The 15,152-nt window shown below is 44.3% G+C and carries 18 protein-coding genes; 8 read left to right on the top strand and 10 right to left on the bottom strand.

Translation table 11 applies throughout. From position 1 onward, the window contains the following. Window position 1: 1 nt before the first annotated feature. Window positions 2-706 (bottom strand): response regulator transcription factor, encoded by a 705-nt coding sequence (locus tag VB714_RS22000; RefSeq protein ID WP_323226828.1) that lies wholly within the window; start codon window positions 704-706, stop codon window positions 2-4. A gap of 192 nt (window positions 707-898) precedes the next feature. On the opposite strand from VB714_RS22000, the gene VB714_RS22005 reads away from it, so the two are divergent. After that, window positions 899-2,104, top strand: a complete 1,206-nt coding sequence (locus tag VB714_RS22005) for a DUF389 domain-containing protein (protein ID WP_323226829.1) — start codon at window positions 899-901, stop codon at window positions 2,102-2,104. A 97-nt stretch (window positions 2,105-2,201) separates the two neighbouring features. Here VB714_RS22005 and VB714_RS22010 read toward each other — a convergent pair whose 3' ends face one another. Continuing rightward, entirely contained in the window at window positions 2,202-3,359 is a 1,158-nt protein-coding gene (locus tag VB714_RS22010) for a Na/Pi symporter (protein ID WP_323226830.1), read from the bottom strand. A gap of 249 nt (window positions 3,360-3,608) precedes the next feature. Between VB714_RS22010 and gnd the strand changes: the two genes are divergently transcribed. From gnd to VB714_RS22025, 3 genes are all read left to right on the top strand, one after another. Further along, window positions 3,609-5,039: a decarboxylating NADP(+)-dependent phosphogluconate dehydrogenase gene (gene gnd, locus VB714_RS22015; RefSeq protein ID WP_323226832.1), complete on the top strand. Its 1,431-nt coding sequence runs from the start codon at window positions 3,609-3,611 to the stop codon at window positions 5,037-5,039. A 506-nt stretch (window positions 5,040-5,545) separates the two neighbouring features. Then, a complete protein-coding gene (locus tag VB714_RS22020) occupies window positions 5,546-6,028 on the top strand; it encodes a flavin reductase family protein (RefSeq protein ID WP_204102334.1) in 483 nt (160 codons plus the stop codon). Between the two features lie 59 nt (window positions 6,029-6,087). Then, window positions 6,088-6,435, top strand: a complete 348-nt coding sequence (locus tag VB714_RS22025) for a phenylpyruvate tautomerase MIF-related protein (RefSeq protein WP_323226833.1) — start codon at window positions 6,088-6,090, stop codon at window positions 6,433-6,435. On the opposite strand, the gene VB714_RS22030 is transcribed toward VB714_RS22025, so the two are convergent. The 5 genes from VB714_RS22030 to VB714_RS22050 all read right to left on the bottom strand — a co-directional run bounded on the left by VB714_RS22030 (window position 6,432) and on the right by VB714_RS22050 (window position 10,327). Further along, window positions 6,432-6,773, bottom strand: a complete 342-nt coding sequence (locus tag VB714_RS22030; protein ID WP_204102332.1) for a DUF86 domain-containing protein — start codon at window positions 6,771-6,773, stop codon at window positions 6,432-6,434. The two genes, VB714_RS22025 and VB714_RS22030, sit on opposite strands and share 4 nt — an antisense overlap. Then, entirely contained in the window at window positions 6,763-7,053 is a 291-nt protein-coding gene (locus tag VB714_RS22035; protein WP_323226834.1) for a nucleotidyltransferase family protein, read from the bottom strand. The genes VB714_RS22030 and VB714_RS22035 overlap by 11 nt, the downstream gene beginning before the upstream one ends. Before the next feature lie 188 nt (window positions 7,054-7,241). Further along, window positions 7,242-7,670, bottom strand: a complete 429-nt coding sequence (locus tag VB714_RS22040; protein ID WP_323226835.1) for an anti-sigma regulatory factor — start codon at window positions 7,668-7,670, stop codon at window positions 7,242-7,244. A 3-nt stretch (window positions 7,671-7,673) separates the two neighbouring features. Next, on the bottom strand, window positions 7,674-9,359 hold the full coding sequence (locus tag VB714_RS22045) for a SpoIIE family protein phosphatase (RefSeq protein WP_323226836.1): 1,686 nt from the start codon (window positions 9,357-9,359) through the stop codon (window positions 7,674-7,676). Between the two features lie 296 nt (window positions 9,360-9,655). Further along, entirely contained in the window at window positions 9,656-10,327 is a 672-nt protein-coding gene (locus VB714_RS22050; RefSeq protein ID WP_323226837.1) for a response regulator transcription factor, read from the bottom strand. Between the two features lie 185 nt (window positions 10,328-10,512). On the opposite strand from VB714_RS22050, the gene VB714_RS22055 reads away from it, so the two are divergent. After that, the gene (locus VB714_RS22055; protein WP_323226838.1) at window positions 10,513-11,097 is read left to right on the top strand and encodes a DUF3038 domain-containing protein; all 585 of its coding nucleotides are present in this window, start codon (window positions 10,513-10,515) and stop codon (window positions 11,095-11,097) included. Window positions 11,098-11,164: 67 nt separating this feature from the next. Next, window positions 11,165-12,697, top strand: coding sequence for a DUF4335 domain-containing protein (locus VB714_RS22060; protein WP_323226839.1), 1,533 nt, complete (start codon window positions 11,165-11,167; stop codon window positions 12,695-12,697). Between the two features lie 140 nt (window positions 12,698-12,837). Here VB714_RS22060 and VB714_RS22065 read toward each other — a convergent pair whose 3' ends face one another. Then, window positions 12,838-13,464 carry a CPP1-like family protein gene (locus tag VB714_RS22065; RefSeq protein WP_323226840.1) on the bottom strand — a complete coding sequence of 209 codons (627 nt, stop codon included), beginning with the start codon at window positions 13,462-13,464 and terminating at the stop codon, window positions 12,838-12,840. Between the two features lie 337 nt (window positions 13,465-13,801). On the opposite strand from VB714_RS22065, the gene VB714_RS22070 reads away from it, so the two are divergent. Next, window positions 13,802-14,509 carry a response regulator transcription factor gene (locus VB714_RS22070; protein ID WP_323226841.1) on the top strand — a complete coding sequence of 236 codons (708 nt, stop codon included), beginning with the start codon at window positions 13,802-13,804 and terminating at the stop codon, window positions 14,507-14,509. A 45-nt stretch (window positions 14,510-14,554) separates the two neighbouring features. Here VB714_RS22070 and VB714_RS22075 read toward each other — a convergent pair whose 3' ends face one another. After that, window positions 14,555-14,842: a TatA/E family twin arginine-targeting protein translocase gene (locus tag VB714_RS22075; RefSeq protein WP_323226842.1), complete on the bottom strand. Its 288-nt coding sequence runs from the start codon at window positions 14,840-14,842 to the stop codon at window positions 14,555-14,557. Between VB714_RS22075 and VB714_RS22080 the strand changes: the two genes are divergently transcribed. After that, on the top strand, window positions 14,841-14,984 hold the full coding sequence (locus VB714_RS22080) for a hypothetical protein (protein WP_323226843.1): 144 nt from the start codon (window positions 14,841-14,843) through the stop codon (window positions 14,982-14,984). The two genes, VB714_RS22075 and VB714_RS22080, sit on opposite strands and share 2 nt — an antisense overlap. Here VB714_RS22080 and psbH read toward each other — a convergent pair. Further along, on the bottom strand, window positions 14,973-15,152 hold a 180-nt coding region (gene psbH, locus VB714_RS22085; protein ID WP_323226844.1), incomplete at its 5' end, for a photosystem II reaction center phosphoprotein PsbH. The two genes, VB714_RS22080 and psbH, sit on opposite strands and share 12 nt — an antisense overlap.

Raw genomic sequence — 15,152 nt, forward strand, 5'->3', positions numbered from 1 at the left:
GTTAACTAACTAAACCCAACCGTAAAGCACGAACGGCAGCTTGAGTGCGATCCTCCGCGCCAAGTTTGCCTAGGATGCTGCGGACGTGGGTTTTCACCGTACCGACAGTAATATATAGGCGATCGGCGATCGCCGCATTAGAGTGTCCTGCAACAATTAATTCCAATACATCCAGTTCGCGATCGGTAATGGCATCAGCATCGATAATCAGAGGAGATTTGGGGTCTAAAGCCGTGATTTCGACTGTTTTATGGGGTTCTTCCCGCTCTTGTTTGACGTGTTTGAGGACAATCTGAGCAATGGAAGGGTCGATCCAAGAGTCCCCCTCATGGGTCAATTTAATCGCCTGTATGAGGGTCTCTAAGCTGGTATCATTGAGGCAATAAGAATCAGCACCAGCAGCAAATGCAGCCAAAACGGAATCTTCACTCCCGCGTGCCGTTAAAACGATCGCTTTGGTTGTGTTTTCCGGTTCTGGCGATCGCAACCGTTTCAGTTTCTGTATGACCTCAATGCCGTTAATATCGGGCAAATTAATGGCCATTAAAACAATATCCGGTTGAGTGAAGGCCAAAACCTCAAGAGCCTGACGACCATTGGCCGCCTCTCCCACGACTTCAATATCCTGAGTCTTTCCCAGTAGCGCACTTAAACCTACTCGGCTCAGATCGCGAGATTCTACTAAAACCACACGAATTTTATTCATTTTTTTACACAAAATTGTTATAAAACTAAATATATACCAGAAACCATTCTTTGAGATCGCTTGGGGCGTAGGGTTTATATTACACAGCCTCCAACCGTTGGGCAATAATATGCAAATAATATCGACAAGATAGGGGAAACTGAGAAAAGAACAAAAGTCAATGCGATCGCATAACTTTATTTTGTTTTCCTTATGAAACTCCCGCAAATCCTGCAAAAATTTTTACCCCAACCTGTTGAGGGAAAGCTCGAAGAAAGACTGCATCGGGAATTATTCCTTGATGCAGCATGGAATACTAACTATGTCGTTTTCATTATTAGTTCTTGCGCGATCGCCACATTTGGGCTGATCGCCAATAGTACCGCAGTCATTATCGGCGCGATGTTAATTGCCCCTCTGATGCTGCCTTTGCGCGGGTTTGCCTTCGCTGCATTAGAAGGGGATATCGACCTATTGCGTAAGTCCCTCTTTTCCATTCTTGGGGGTACCGCGATCGCGATCGCCCTAGCGTGTTTCCTGGGACTCTTAACCCCGATCCCCTCCTTTGGGTCAGAATTTCAGTCTCGCGTCCAACCCAACCTCGTCGATCTCGGCATTGCTCTAGCTGCGGGGGCAATTAGCGGCTTTGCTAAAGTGCGTAAAGGAGTCAGCGATGCTTTAGCCGGAACTGCCATTTCTGTCGCCCTAATGCCTCCTTTATGTGTAGTCGGACTTTCCATTTCCAAAGCCTTTAACGATCCGAGATTTTGGACATTTGGCCAACAAGCATTTTTATTATATTTAACCAACTTACTCGGCATTATTTTCGCCTGTATGTTGGTGTTTATCATTGCTGGCTATACGCAAGTCAGCCGTCATGTGGCGATCGCCCTTCTCTCGATCGTCGTTCTATTGCTTCCCCTCGGCATTAATTTTTTCAATTTAGTGAAAACTTCTCGCCTACAATATTCGATTACTCAACTTTTGCAAAGAAGTACGGTGACAATCGGACAAGAAGATGTCACCTTAATCAATACACAAGTAGACTGGACGCAAAAAAAACCAATTGTTTATTTAACAGTCCAAGCGAATGTTGAAATTACCCCCAAACAGGTGCAGGAAATAGAAAGGTTCATCAGTCGGCAAGTTAAGCAAGAATTTAAGTTCATTTTCTTTGTCAGTCAAGCCAAAACCGTTACCTCTGAAGGCATAAATCAAAAGCTAGATGATAAGATTACCCTACCCCTCGGTCCTTCACTGCCCCTAACGACGACACCACCTCCCCTCAAAAAGCTACCTATTACTTCTGACGTGGAATCTTTATTGGAAAAAGAGGAAGAAGACGCGATACCTTCTCCAGTAGAGGAAAATCTACATAACCAAGATTCTCCAGAAACCGAGACCCAACCCAGCCAATAATGAAAGCGAGATCGGGCGGCGATCGCCTTCTGAGTCTTTTCAATTGTTTCCCTCATATTTTATCATCAAGAAATCTTTCTCTGTTAACTATGCCTATTTAATATCCCAGCCACCATGTGACACCTAAACAAAAACTGGGAAGGAGAAAAAAAGCAGAGAAAATATAAATAAAAGCCCAAATTTTTTGCTCACAAGCTATCTTTGCTAACCTTCTTGCCCCAAAGAGTGGGATATCTTTTAAAAATGGAAGACCATAAATCACAATAACCCCAATAGCATTGTAAAGTAAATGCACTAACGCAATTTCTAAAGCCGGTAATCGATTCACTGTCACCGCCATTGCTGCAATTGTCGCTGTAATACAAGTGCCAATATTTGCCCCTAAAGTAAAAGGATAAACTTGTTCTAAAGTCAAAAATCCCGTCCCTGCTAAAGGTACGATTAAACTCGTCGTTGTAGAAGAAGATTGCACAAAAATTGTCACTAGCGTACCAGAAAAAATTCCTTTTAATGCTCCCGATCCGATCGCCCCTTCTAACATTTCCTTAGCTTTACCCACCAACAACTCTTTTAAGAGTTTGCCTAAATAGAAAATGGAGAGAAAAATCGCCACAATACCGAGAACAATTAAAATTATCCCATTAAAAGGATCGGGAAATGAATTGGCGATCGCCGCTAAAACCCTTTCAACAGGAGACGTGACAGCAGCAATTAAATTAAATTTTTCCGCATCCACAGCGATTTCCCCAACAAAGAAACCCGCCAAGATTCGTGCCATTTTCTCAAAAAAGTGAGTAAAAATCTCCAACGGTAGAAAGATAACCACCGCAATAAAATTAAAGAAATCGTGAATCGTCGCCGCCGCAAATGCCCTTTGAAACTCCTCTTTCTCGCGAATGTGACCCAAACTAACAAGAGTATTGGTAATTGTCGTGCCAATATTAGACCCCATAATCATCGGCACCGCCAGAGAAACCGGCAAACCCCCCGCCACCAACCCCACGATAATTGATGTAACTGTACTAGAAGATTGAATTAAAGCCGTCGCCAACATCCCCACAATTAATCCCGCAAAAGGATTAGTCGCAAAAGCAAACAAATCTATTGCCCTCTCTCCTGCCACTGCCTGAAACCCCGCCCCGATCGCCCCTACCGCCACGAGAAGTAAATAAACCAAGGCGATCGCCCCCAGCCAATAATGAAGGCGAGAGGGGGCGGCGATCGCCCTCTGAGTCTTTTCAATTGTTTCGCTCATAATTTGGTCATTGAGAAATCTTGCTTTAGTTGTCTTTTTTCTTTCAATCTTAAACAATTTTTAATATTTATTGTGCCTTAAATTACGTTTTTTCTGGCAAATATCAGCACGACAATTAATATTTAATTTCTTCTTTATATGATAATTTCAAAGATCGAGCTAAGATAGACAAGATTGACAAATTTTAGAAGTAAAACTTCCAATTGTTAACAATTCAGAATTCTTACATAGAGGACTTATAGAGGACTTATGACGAAACGAACCTTTGGTGTTATCGGTTTGGCAGTAATGGGAGAAAACCTGGCCCTGAATGTAGAAAGTCGAGGTTTTCCCATTGCAGTTTATAACCGAACCGAAAGCAAAACAAAAGCATTTATGGAAACGCGGGCCCAAGGAAAAGACGTAAAAGCGGCTTATTCCCTTGAAGAATTCGTGAAGTTACTTGAACCTCCCCGCAAAGTTTTAGTCATGGTAAAAGCAGGTAAACCTGTTGATGCTGTTATCCAACAATTAAAACCTCTCCTTGAAAAAGGGGACATGATTATTGACGGCGGAAATTCCCTTTATGATGATACCGAACGACGCACCCAAGAATTAGAAGCCACTGGACTTGGATTTGTGGGGATGGGTGTTAGTGGAGGTGAAGAAGGTGCCTTAAAAGGTCCTAGTTTGATGCCAGGAGGAACAGAAGCAGCTTATAAAGAACTTGAACCCATTCTAACTAAAATTGCTGCCCAAGTTGATGATGGTCCTTGCGTTACTTTCATCGGACCCGGAGGCGCAGGTCACTATGTTAAAATGGTTCACAACGGCATTGAATACGGCGATATGCAGTTAATTGCCGAAGCCTACGATCTCCTCAAATCCTGTTTGGGATTGAGCAATCAAGAACTCCATGAAATCTTTGCTGAATGGAATACGACGGATGAGTTAAACTCCTTCTTGATTGAAATTACAGCAGATATTTTCAAATATGTCGATAAAGAGTCTAATACTCATTTACTCGACTTTATTCTTGATGCGGCAGGACAAAAAGGGACGGGACGCTGGACGGTGGTTAGTGCGTTAGAATTAGGGGTAGCTATTCCCACAATTTTTGCCGCAGTCAATGCCCGTATCATGTCTTCTTATAAGGAGGAACGAGTTGCAGCAGCAAAGGAAATTACCGCCACGACAACCCCTTTTACTGGCGATAAGAAAGAGTTTATCAACAAAGTAAAAGATGCTTTGTATTGTTCCAAAATGTGTTCCTATGCTCAAGGAATGGCTTTATTAAGGAAGGCTTCTGAGGAGAAAGGCTATAATCTCAATTTGGCTGAAGATGCGCGAATTTGGAAAGGTGGCTGTATCATTCAAGCGGGTTTTCTTGATAAGATCAAGAATGCTTTCACTGAAAATCCCAACTTACCCAATTTACTCTTGGCACCAGAATTCAAACAAAGTATTCTCGATCGCCAGCAAGCATGGCGAGATGTGTTAGTTGTCGCCAATAGTACCGGGATCGCCGTACCCGCATTTAGCGCTTCTTTGGATTATTTTGACAGCTATCGCCGCGATCGTCTCCCGCAAAATCTCACTCAAGCGCAACGAGATTATTTTGGGGCGCATACCTACGAACGGGTTGATAAGCCTCGCGGAGAATCTTTCCATACAGAATGGGTCAGGAACCTCAGCCCTTAGGCGTGAGGCTTGAAAGAGAAATCTGACAAGCCATTCTGACCAGACTAAGTACCCAGCGTACTACGTTATTTGGGTCACGACACCCTGGAATGCGAAGCTAGTTCCTCGCTCTGTCGTTAGCAGTTAAACAATTTTAAGGTCACTGAAATAGTGCTGCTAACCTAACAAGCCCTTTTAACATTGTCGAAGCTAACATTACCCTAGAAATAGGAGGCTCGAAAGAGCAAAAACGCTATGCGTACAGGGTTGTTTAGTTAGATACAGTAATTGTCCTGTTAAAAGTGCAATACAAAGGCACCCTAATTAAACAACTCCAAGGCGGTAGCGAAACTAATATAAAGCCGTCCTATAAGGACGGGGTTTCTACCCATTTTTTCTGATGAAAGGTTAATTCTTCGATACGTTAAAAATCCCCTGTCAAAATCAAAAATTCTGACAGGGAATTTATTTTGGTTTATTTGATAAACTAAAACAAAAGAAAAATTTTGTTCGCGGAAAGAAAAACAATGTTAGACGAAAACGCCAAGAAAACCATGTTATTGAAAATTCCCCACGCGCTATATATCTGTGGGGTTAAAGATGGAGAAGAACTCAACGGATTTACCGCCAGTTGGGTAATGCAAGGCTCTTTCAAACCGCCTTTAGTGATTAATTGCGTGCGGCAAGATTCGGGTTCTCATGCCATGCTAAAAAAGAGTGGTGTATTTACTTTGAGCTTTCTTGACGAAGGACAAAAAGATTTAGCCGCGAAATTTTTTAAACCCCAAAGTCGTGTTGGCAATAAATTAGCAGATATTGATTTTACACTAGGTGAGAAAACTGGATGTCCCATTATCACTGATTCATTAGGATATCTAGAATGCCGCGTCATCGGTAGCGTTGATGAAGGCGATCATACTGTTTTTGTCGGAGAGGCGATCGGTGCGGGAATTTATCGGGACGGTAAACCTTTATTGCTTGAAAATACAGGCTGGCAATATGGCGGTTGATCTACAGTTATCAGCTATCAGTTCGTGAGTCAATTCATCATTCAATCATTTTTAAAATCATGCCTTTAATAAAAGTTCAATCTACTGAATCTCCCGATGCTAAAAAAGTTAAAATTTTGCTCAAAAGTTTGTCGGAGAAATTAGCACAACATTTGGGCAAACCAGAAAGTTATGTCATGACGGCTTTTGAAGGAAATGTTCCTATGACTTTTGCCGGAAGTCCCGATCGCGTCTGTTTTTTAGAAATCAAAAGTATTGGCACTATGAATCCGGAACAAACCAAAGCCATGAGCCTAGATTTTTGTCATACTATTAGTCAAGAATTAGGTGTTCCAGGCGATCGTATTTACATTGAATTTGCCGATGCAGAACGCCATCTGTGGGGCTGGAAAGGAACAACTTTTTAGGATTCATCAAGTAATCTCTGAAGAAATTCAACGAGAGGAGGAAGGTTAAGCTGAATAGTTTTCCAAACCAGACGGAGATTAATTTGGAAATACTCATGAGCGATTACATTACGCATATCAGACATATCTCGCCAAGGTAGATCGGGGGCAAGAGCTTGAATTGAGTTTGGAATACTGTTAGCAGCTTCACCTATAATAATGAAGTTGTACAGCACTGCTTTTTGCAGTAATGAGTTCTGGCGAAATTCTTCATAGCTACAGGCTTCTGTCTGCTCTTGGATTTCTGCGATCGCATTGAGAATATCCCAAACCCGTAATTTCCAATCTCTAGAAGACATGAATTGCTTCCTCAAGAATCGGTTGGCGAAGATGTTCGCGGAGTGCTTCTACTGTTCCGAGATCGATTGAACAATTCAGTTGTTCTTCGAGATAGCGACGGAGGCGAAACAATTCAAATAAACCGCAATTTTCAGATAAGTCTACTAACAAATCTAGATCGCTATCCGCATGAGCCTCATTCCGAGCAACCGAACCAAACAAAGAAAGCGATCGCGCCCCCATATTTTGTAATATCTTTTGTTCTTGTTGGAGTCGCTGAATAATCTCTGAAGTATTCATAATTGACACGCTCTATTATTTTTTGGCGTTGGAGAATACCTAATGTTTAAAGAGGAACTGGCACCGTGTTGAATTTCAAGTAATGCAAGAGCAAGCGAATGGAATACTCGAGCACCGTTAAGGATTTCAAGTAACTGAAATCCTATCCGTCTACACGGTGGGGTAGTTCATAGCGATTCAGAAACCGCTCAAGATACAGTCTCTGGCAAATTGGTTTGTAGTTTTAGGCAATTTCGTTCGCCATTGACCTGCAATTGGTATTCAACCTTATCCATGAGCCGTTTCATAATTAACCAACCATAACCACCCTCCTGCTTTCGTTCGGGAACTGGAGCCGAATAGGTATCAAGATCGTAGCCATTACCAACATCCCAAATTTCCAAAGCCAAATCTCGATTTTTCAGTTCGAGGCGCAGCAAAATAGGAATTTGCGATTGCTCCTTATGAGCGTGGCGCACGACATTAGAATAGGCCTCCACCAACGCCAGGCGCAGGCGGCTGGACTGGCGCGGCCAATCCACTGAGTCACCGAGTTCCAGTTCCAAACAGTCAAGCAACCAGCGCTCGACTACTGTTAAAAACTTAAGATCGCTCGGAATTTGTAGTTCCGTCTTCATTAACTACAAAACCTCCAAAGATAGCATTGTTTGATCGTCTTCCTGAACTTGAGTGGTACATTGGCGAAAGCGCTCTAACAAGCTGGTGAGATCGAAGGCTGACGATTCTTCCAGAATCAATTGCCAAAGACCGTCTTGATTGAGCATTGTATTCGTTTCTGACGCGCTGGGAGAATCCTCTCGCGTCACGGTTGCTTCTGTAATTCCATCACTGGTTAACAAAAAAATATCCCCCGAGCTTAAGGTTATCTCACCGGCTTGTCCTTTCCAAACGGGCAAAATGCCGACGGGTACCCCTCTTGCTTTTAAATAATTGGGTTCGAGACTATTGGCCTGTCCGGCTTCTGCTTGTTGAATGCTGGTTTGATGATTCCAAACCATCGGGTAGATATGACCAGAATTGGCATAGTGCAAGCACCGTGTTTCTGGAGTATAGCGGGCGATCACCATCGTAATAAAACAATTTGTGCTAAATAAATCGTCATTCATGGTTTGGTTGAGATTTCCTAGCACTACATGAGGATCGGGAGAGGCTTCTTGGGAGAGTTCGCGACGCAAAATTGAAATAGCGCTGGTCATAAACAATGCTGCCGGAACTCCTTTTCCGGAAACATCTCCCACCGCTAACCAAATATCTCCTTGAGGATGAACGTAAACCTCAAAGAAATCTCCTCCCACCTCTCGAGCAGGATAGCAACTGGCCTGCACTTTTACGTTTCCCGTATCGCCCCAACTTTGACGCAGTAAATTGTGCTGAATTTGTCTGGCGACTTCTAACTCAGCCCGCATTTTCTCGGCTTGTTGTTGAGTGCGTTGATAAAGTCTGGCTTGGGAAACCGCTAAAGCGGCCTGTTCGACGACGGATTTCAAGAGATTAATATCATCTTCAATCCAAGGTGTTGCCTCTTCATCTTGAGTGAGATAAAGGATGGCGAGGAGGTCTTGTTGAACGGTTAAAGGAACTGCCAATTGCAGGGCGGCATCTTCCCCAGAAGAAGCTCGTACTTGAGTATTGCGAGTTTCGAGGACGCGATCGAGTAAGGATGGCATCTCGGGGGGAAAACTGAATTCCTCTTTTGATTCTACAGTAATTTGATAGGGGAAGGAATCGACACTGAGGCGATCGCCTTCGACGGGTCTGAGAACCCCGGCTGCGGCCTCAAAATTCTCCGCGATCGTCTTCACGATCGCCTGGAGCATATCTTGATAATCCAAAGACTCGCGAATAGTCCGCGTGACGACGTTGAGAATTTCTTCTCGTCTCAGGGCGCGACGCAATTCGTTTGTTCTTTTCTTGAGAACTTTATAGGTCTCAGAGGCTTGTTGGACGACGGTTTTGAGATTTTCTGGATTCCAAGGTTTGGTAATGTACTTAAATACCTTGCCAGAGTTAATGGCATCGACTAAATCTTCTACATCGGTATAACCCGTCAGGAGAATGCGAATGGTTTCGGGAAAGCGATCGACGGTTTTACTTAAAAATTCCGTCCCATTCATAATTGGCATTCGCTGGTCGGAAATAATGATGGCCATTTCCCCTTCTTTTTCCAAGGTTTCTAGAGCACTTAAAGCACCATCTGCCTTGAAAACTTTAAAGTCCCGCCGGAACGTGCGATATAGTAAGTCTAGATTGTCGGGTTCATCGTCCACCACCATCAGTTTCAGTTTCTGGGAACTTACCTGACTCATTAACTTTCTCCGGTTGGATTATAAAAGGAAAGGGGGAAGGAAAAGACAAAGAAAATCAGAGATTTTGGGGAGTGACGAAACGAGTTACTGTTCGTTATATTTTGACGATAGAGATTAATAGAGATTAATTTTTTTTCAATTCCTATCGCGATTTAACTCTCTCCTAGATACTGGGAAGACAATTGATGAACACCCCATAACTTTCAAACTATACCATCTTTCGTACCCCTCTCGAAAATGGGCAATGAACAATTGATAATTTTTCATCCCTCATTAATAATTGTTCATAATTTAGTTTATAATTTAACGATGCCAGAACGCAAGGCTTGTACGGCTGCTTGGGTGCGATCGTTGGCACAAAGTTTATTCAGGATGTTGCGAACGTGAGTTTTAACGGTTCCAACGGTAATGTAAAGTTCTTTTGCAATTTCGGCATTGCTGTAGCCCTCCACGATTAGTTGCAGGACTTCAAGTTCGCGTTCGGTGAGATAATAATTCTCGGTCAGAGGGGAGTTTGAGGCAGAACGAGACCTCACAGAATTAGAATTGCGGGCGCAGGAAAGAACAATTTTCGCGATCGCCGGGTCGATCCAAGCATTACCTTGATGAGTTGCTTTAATCGCATCGAGAAGCCATTCTAGTTTTGTATCTTTCATACAATAGGAATCGGCTCCTGCGGCAAAAGCGGCCATAACGGTTTCTTCGTTATCTTGTAGGGTCAAAATCAGGATTTTGGTCGCGATCGGCGTAGTTTTTAACTGACGGGTTAGTTCAATACCATCGAGGTCCGGTAGACCAATATCAACGATCGCCACATCGGGGACAAGATTCTGCACCAACTGCAAGCCATCTTTTCCCTTAGCGGCTTCCCCGATACAATCGACTTCACTGCGTTCTCGTAGTGCTGTTTTTAACGCCATGCGGGTAAGATCGTGGTCTTCAATCAAGACAACTCGAATGTGATTCATATCTGTAATTCAGATGCTTATTTTTCCCTGCCAATCTTTTGACACTCCCTACTCTCAAGAGATGAAGCTATCAATTCCCACAATTTTATCGTATATATCCTAAAATTCCAGAATGCTTTTGCGCCGATGTTGCCAGAATGGTAACGGCACGCCCTCAACCCCGATCGCTTCTGTAAGCTAAATTTATGCACTCCCGCAGTCCCCAACTCCACCGACACCAACAAACTTTGTGGCAAGATTTGACCCTTGCGGCATCCCCCAAGGTCGATCAACTCGACAATATTAAAACCCACCTCGATCTGGTTTTACTGGCGCTAGAAGCCTTGGTGGGAATTGGTTCTGATGCTATTCTCAAAACCGCTAAAGATTTAGGCTTGGAGTCTGAAATCAGCGATCGCGTCGGTTTATGGCGCTTGCGCCAATCTAATCCTTTGCGGAAAAGTTCGGGGGGACGAAAAAAATTAGATGTCGAAGAAGCGCGATCGTTGGTTCTGATTATCTGTTGTTTGGCACAGCAGCATCAAGAGTTGATTCGTCGTGCCGTAACCCTTCTGGAGCAAATGGTACAGGACGATCGCCCTCTCTATCAAGTTGCACTTTTAGGAGATTATTTAGACAATTTTTCTAATATTTATCAAGAACGCATGGGAGAAAATGCAGCAATTTCCAGCGCAGAACTCGAAAGTCTTGCTTGCAAATTTTTAATCGATTTACTCTTCTATAGTGCAGCAAACGGTCATCGCCGCTTATGGTTAGCTCTGATCGGTTAACAGTTATCAATCAATTATTATTTATCCGCGATCGCTCCTTATTTATCCCTCATCATTTATTACTACCATGATTACTCGCCGTTATACTCCCCCAACTTGTACTTTAGAGATTGTGGCCAAGCGATCGCCTCTGGCTCGTTTTTGGGGGAATGCCCTCGTGAATGAGTTGCGTTTTGAATTGCGCTTCGACGATCCCAGAAATATTCAGCAAGACTCTCCCATCGCTTGCGGCGATCGCGAACAATTAGACCTTTTATGCGATTTAGTCACCACCTACGTTCAAGATTTTTTACTCCTCTCTTCGACTCGCAAATTGCCTCTTCTCACCGTTGGCACTCCGACACCAGAAAATCCCCCTCTTGCCCCAGAGGATAACGCCTCTCTTGCGTCTTCCTTGCCTTATCTTCAACCCAAAGGACTACTTCTCCACGAACTCACCCTCGGAAAACTGGCGGGGTCAAATTCCGAGGCGATCGTACCGTTGAGCGCCACCCAACTTTTCGATCTGGCCACAGCCCTTGACGAGTACAGTGCCGAGATCGATCGCCTCCCTCAATTGGCTCGTCAGTCTTCAACCCCCATCGTTCCAGTTTGGGTCAAAGTTGCCGCCGGACTGTTGTTTACCGTAGGACTGGCAACGGCGATCGTGCAACTGAGCCAACAACCGCAAAGTCAAATTGCTTCGACTTCATCTCCAAAAGATGCGATCGCCACTTCTCCCGTCGAACCTTTACCCCCCCTCCCGGAACCTTTACTCCCTCCCAATCCTGCCTTTCCCGACGATCTCTCCCAACGCGGTTCCGTCGCTCCTCCCCCGTCTGTCACTGCGCCTATCGCCCCAGAAGCACCCTTTGTTACCCCCAGACCCCCTCGCCCTCTCAATAGAAGCAATTCCTCAAGTTCCTCCTCGAGTTCCTCCTCACCTCCTCCCCCACCAGAAGAGGAAAACAATGATTTCCCTTTAGTCTTGCCCAAAGCTACGCCAACCCTGCCGGATCTACCCGCCGTCACCTCAGAGCGATCCCAGAATAATGCCCCTTTAGAAAGCACCCCATTTCCCGATAATTTCCCTGCATCTCCCTTGGAAGATTCGGCAGAAGCAGAGGCATTGGACAATTTACCCACTGCTCCCGTGGAACCGCCGCGATCGCCAAACCGACCAGAAACAACAGCAGCAGCCCCTATCCCTCCTGTTGTTGCTCGTCCTGTTCCCCCACGCTCCCCCGGTTCTGCCCCTAGTTCAAACAGCCGCGATCGCGCCCCCTCTCCCTTTGAATCCTTAGAAGGCGGAACCCCTAATCCAGGGCAAATTGCGTCCCCCCAAGTCTCTCAAGTCCAAGGCTACTTCCAACAACGGTGGCAACCCCCAGAAAACCTAAAAGAAACCTTAGAATATCGCCTGTACTTAGCCAATGATGGTTCTCTCAAGAGCTTTATCCCCCTAGGAGAAGCCGCACTAAGCTATCTCGATCGCACCCCCATGCCTCAACTGGGCAAACCCTTTGTTTCTCCCTCCTCAAATTCTCAAACCCTACAAATGCGTTTGATTTTAGGAACGGATGGTTCGGTGCAAACACAGTTAGAATCCTCAGATCGTTGAATCGTCAAAAATTTTCCCTTGGTTTATTTTTTACTATTGTTCATAAAAATTAATAAAAATTTACTCCCTCCCCCAATGAATCCCCCAAATAGAGAGAACTCATTGAGGATTAATTGGGTTTGAGTCCCTAGAGAACGCAATTAGCGCAGAAAACTACTCATTAGCCAGAAAATCAGGAAAGTTAGTAATTGGGCAAACTCCACCGGAGAACTCCCCCCATTGCCAACGGGAGAACTCACCAAACCCGAAAGGAGACCCCCAATAACCAAGCCCATGAGGAATCCCACAAAAGTCATCAAGAAAGCCCGACCAAAGCGATTTTCCTTGCGATTGAGAAAATAAAGATTGACACAAAACCCTAATCCAAGGGCTAGGGGTCTCAAAGTTGAATTCTCATTTGGAGTTAACAAGGTCAAAATAGCCAAGCTCAAAAAGATGAGAGCCGGCCAAAGAATATCCGATCGCGATGGCGTATCGATAAATTTCTGCATCCAACCCGTTGAAACCATTGGAGTATTTAAGGCAACAGGGGTTGGCACTTCTGCCGTTCGCTCCGGAAAGCGAATGCGTTCGGGCACCTTAATTTTGCCCTCTTGACGCATTTTCAAGCGATCCATGATAATCGCATCATAAGCAGCCTCAATGGTTTGCACTTGTTTGCTGTCATTTTCGTATTGCTGACCCAAACGACTTCTAGCCTCTTGAATTTCTTCAAAAGACGCGTCTCGCGTTAACCCTAGAGTTTCATAGGCATTTTGTTCGCTCATCAAACAACCTCCACAATAGTCCCATCTTTGCCTTTGGTTGCTGCAAATTCTACACTGGTTTAATAAGTGTTTCAGAGTTAACCCTTTGCTGCACTCCCTCATAAAGCTAGTGTAGCTTGACATCGAGAGGGTGGTAAACTGGCTCGCCAGTTCGGGCCAGTCAATTGCCGATTGGATGTCAATATATCGAGCATGACCTAATCTATTTAGAGTAACCTAACAGTGTCTCTATTGTTGTCTAGAATGCTGTTGTCTAGAATACCAAGGACCATCTTAGGTTAATCGACCTTACATTAAGTCATAATATCTAGTTTTTTAATTTTTTCAAAGAAAAACTATGGCTACGGACTCTGCCAAAATTCTTGTTGTGGATGATGACCCAGCTATCCGAAACCTCGTTGAGCGATTTCTCTCTCAAAAAAAGTATCAAGTGGAATCGGCGGCTGATGGCAAGTCTGCCTTGGTCGCGTTTGACAGCTTTAACCCCGATCTGGTGATTCTCGATGTGAATTTGCCCGATGCTCTCGGCTATAATCTCTGCGAGCAAATGCAAAGCCGAACGGATGTCTTTGTTTTAATGCTTACCAGTCGTAATGATACGGAAGATAAGGCGATCGGCTTTAGAAAAGGAGCCGATGACTATTTAACAAAACCGTTTGATTTGCAAGAACTCGAATTTCGGGTTGGGGCGATCCTCAAGCGCAAGCGAGTGGTGACAACCCCTCCAGAAAAAGAAATTATTGAGTTTGGTTATTTAGCGATCGATCCTCAGCGAAGAGAAGTTAAAGTGAGCGGACAACTCGTTTCATTTACTTCACTAGAGTTCGATCTGCTCTATTACCTTGCGTCTCATCCCAATGAAGCCTTAAGTCGCCCAACTTTAATTAAAGATGTTTGGGATTATGACGATATGGTGGGAGATCAAAGGGTAGTGGACGTACATATCGGGCAAATTCGCAAAAAAATCGAAAATGATTCTGCCCAACCGTCTCTGATTAAGACGATTCGCGGTTATGGCTATCGCTTTGAACTGCCAGAATCGTAATTTGTTTACCGATCGCATTTCTGGGCGATAGCCCGTAAATCTCACCTAAACTCGAGGAGATTCGGATTCTGGATGCTGGGTAGTCGCTTCTACCTGGGAATTCATCTCGGTTGATTCTTGGGGTTCTAACTGGGCATTCATTTTCACGGCATCTTCAATTTGTTGTGCTTCTCGCTTGAATTCATTTTGAAATTCATTGGATGCGTCTTGGAATCCGCGAATCGCTTTCCCAAGACTGCGTCCGATTTCTGGTAGTTTTTTAGGCCCAAAAATGAGTAGGGCAACAACCAAAATTAGCACCATTTCCGGTAAACCAATGCCAAAAACATTCATGATGAGACTCCCGTTCCTCAAGTTTGCGTCTTTATTTTTACACAATAAAAAACCCGGCGAACCGGGTGCGATCGCTCTAATTGGAAAAATCACGAGAAGAGAAGCCGGTGCTTACTTCTCGCGTCCCGTTCTAGCTACCTAAACTTCTCCAATCAACATTCACGCCATTAAGAACGAGATCGGAGTTGTAAATCTGCAAAATAATTAACAAGAACACGAAAAATAACAGCATGAAAACTGCCATAAGGGAAGTTGTTCCCCAACCGGGAGCAACTTTTCCGTACTCGGCGTTTAAGGGCCTTAGCCGATC

The organism is Spirulina sp. 06S082 (genome assembly GCF_034932145.1).
GTDB lineage: Bacteria > Cyanobacteriota > Cyanobacteriia > Cyanobacteriales > Spirulinaceae > CCY15215.

Coding starts and splice junctions, on each gene's coding strand:
- VB714_RS22000 (WP_323226828.1), bottom strand. CDS start 706: ATGAATAAAATTCGTGTGGTTTTAGTAGAATCTCGCGATCTGAGCCGA.
- VB714_RS22005 (WP_323226829.1), top strand. CDS start 899: ATGAAACTCCCGCAAATCCTGCAAAAATTTTTACCCCAACCTGTTGAG.
- VB714_RS22010 (WP_323226830.1), bottom strand. CDS start 3,359: ATGAGCGAAACAATTGAAAAGACTCAGAGGGCGATCGCCGCCCCCTCT.
- gnd (WP_323226832.1), top strand. CDS start 3,609: ATGACGAAACGAACCTTTGGTGTTATCGGTTTGGCAGTAATGGGAGAA.
- VB714_RS22020 (WP_204102334.1), top strand. CDS start 5,546: ATGTTAGACGAAAACGCCAAGAAAACCATGTTATTGAAAATTCCCCAC.
- VB714_RS22025 (WP_323226833.1), top strand. CDS start 6,088: ATGCCTTTAATAAAAGTTCAATCTACTGAATCTCCCGATGCTAAAAAA.
- VB714_RS22030 (WP_204102332.1), bottom strand. CDS start 6,773: ATGTCTTCTAGAGATTGGAAATTACGGGTTTGGGATATTCTCAATGCG.
- VB714_RS22035 (WP_323226834.1), bottom strand. CDS start 7,053: ATGAATACTTCAGAGATTATTCAGCGACTCCAACAAGAACAAAAGATA.
- VB714_RS22040 (WP_323226835.1), bottom strand. CDS start 7,670: ATGAAGACGGAACTACAAATTCCGAGCGATCTTAAGTTTTTAACAGTA.
- VB714_RS22045 (WP_323226836.1), bottom strand. CDS start 9,359: ATGAGTCAGGTAAGTTCCCAGAAACTGAAACTGATGGTGGTGGACGAT.
- VB714_RS22050 (WP_323226837.1), bottom strand. CDS start 10,327: ATGAATCACATTCGAGTTGTCTTGATTGAAGACCACGATCTTACCCGC.
- VB714_RS22055 (WP_323226838.1), top strand. CDS start 10,513: ATGCACTCCCGCAGTCCCCAACTCCACCGACACCAACAAACTTTGTGG.
- VB714_RS22060 (WP_323226839.1), top strand. CDS start 11,165: ATGATTACTCGCCGTTATACTCCCCCAACTTGTACTTTAGAGATTGTG.
- VB714_RS22065 (WP_323226840.1), bottom strand. CDS start 13,464: ATGAGCGAACAAAATGCCTATGAAACTCTAGGGTTAACGCGAGACGCG.
- VB714_RS22070 (WP_323226841.1), top strand. CDS start 13,802: ATGGCTACGGACTCTGCCAAAATTCTTGTTGTGGATGATGACCCAGCT.
- VB714_RS22080 (WP_323226843.1), top strand. CDS start 14,841: ATGATGAGACTCCCGTTCCTCAAGTTTGCGTCTTTATTTTTACACAAT.
- VB714_RS22075 (WP_323226842.1), bottom strand. CDS start 14,842: ATGAATGTTTTTGGCATTGGTTTACCGGAAATGGTGCTAATTTTGGTT.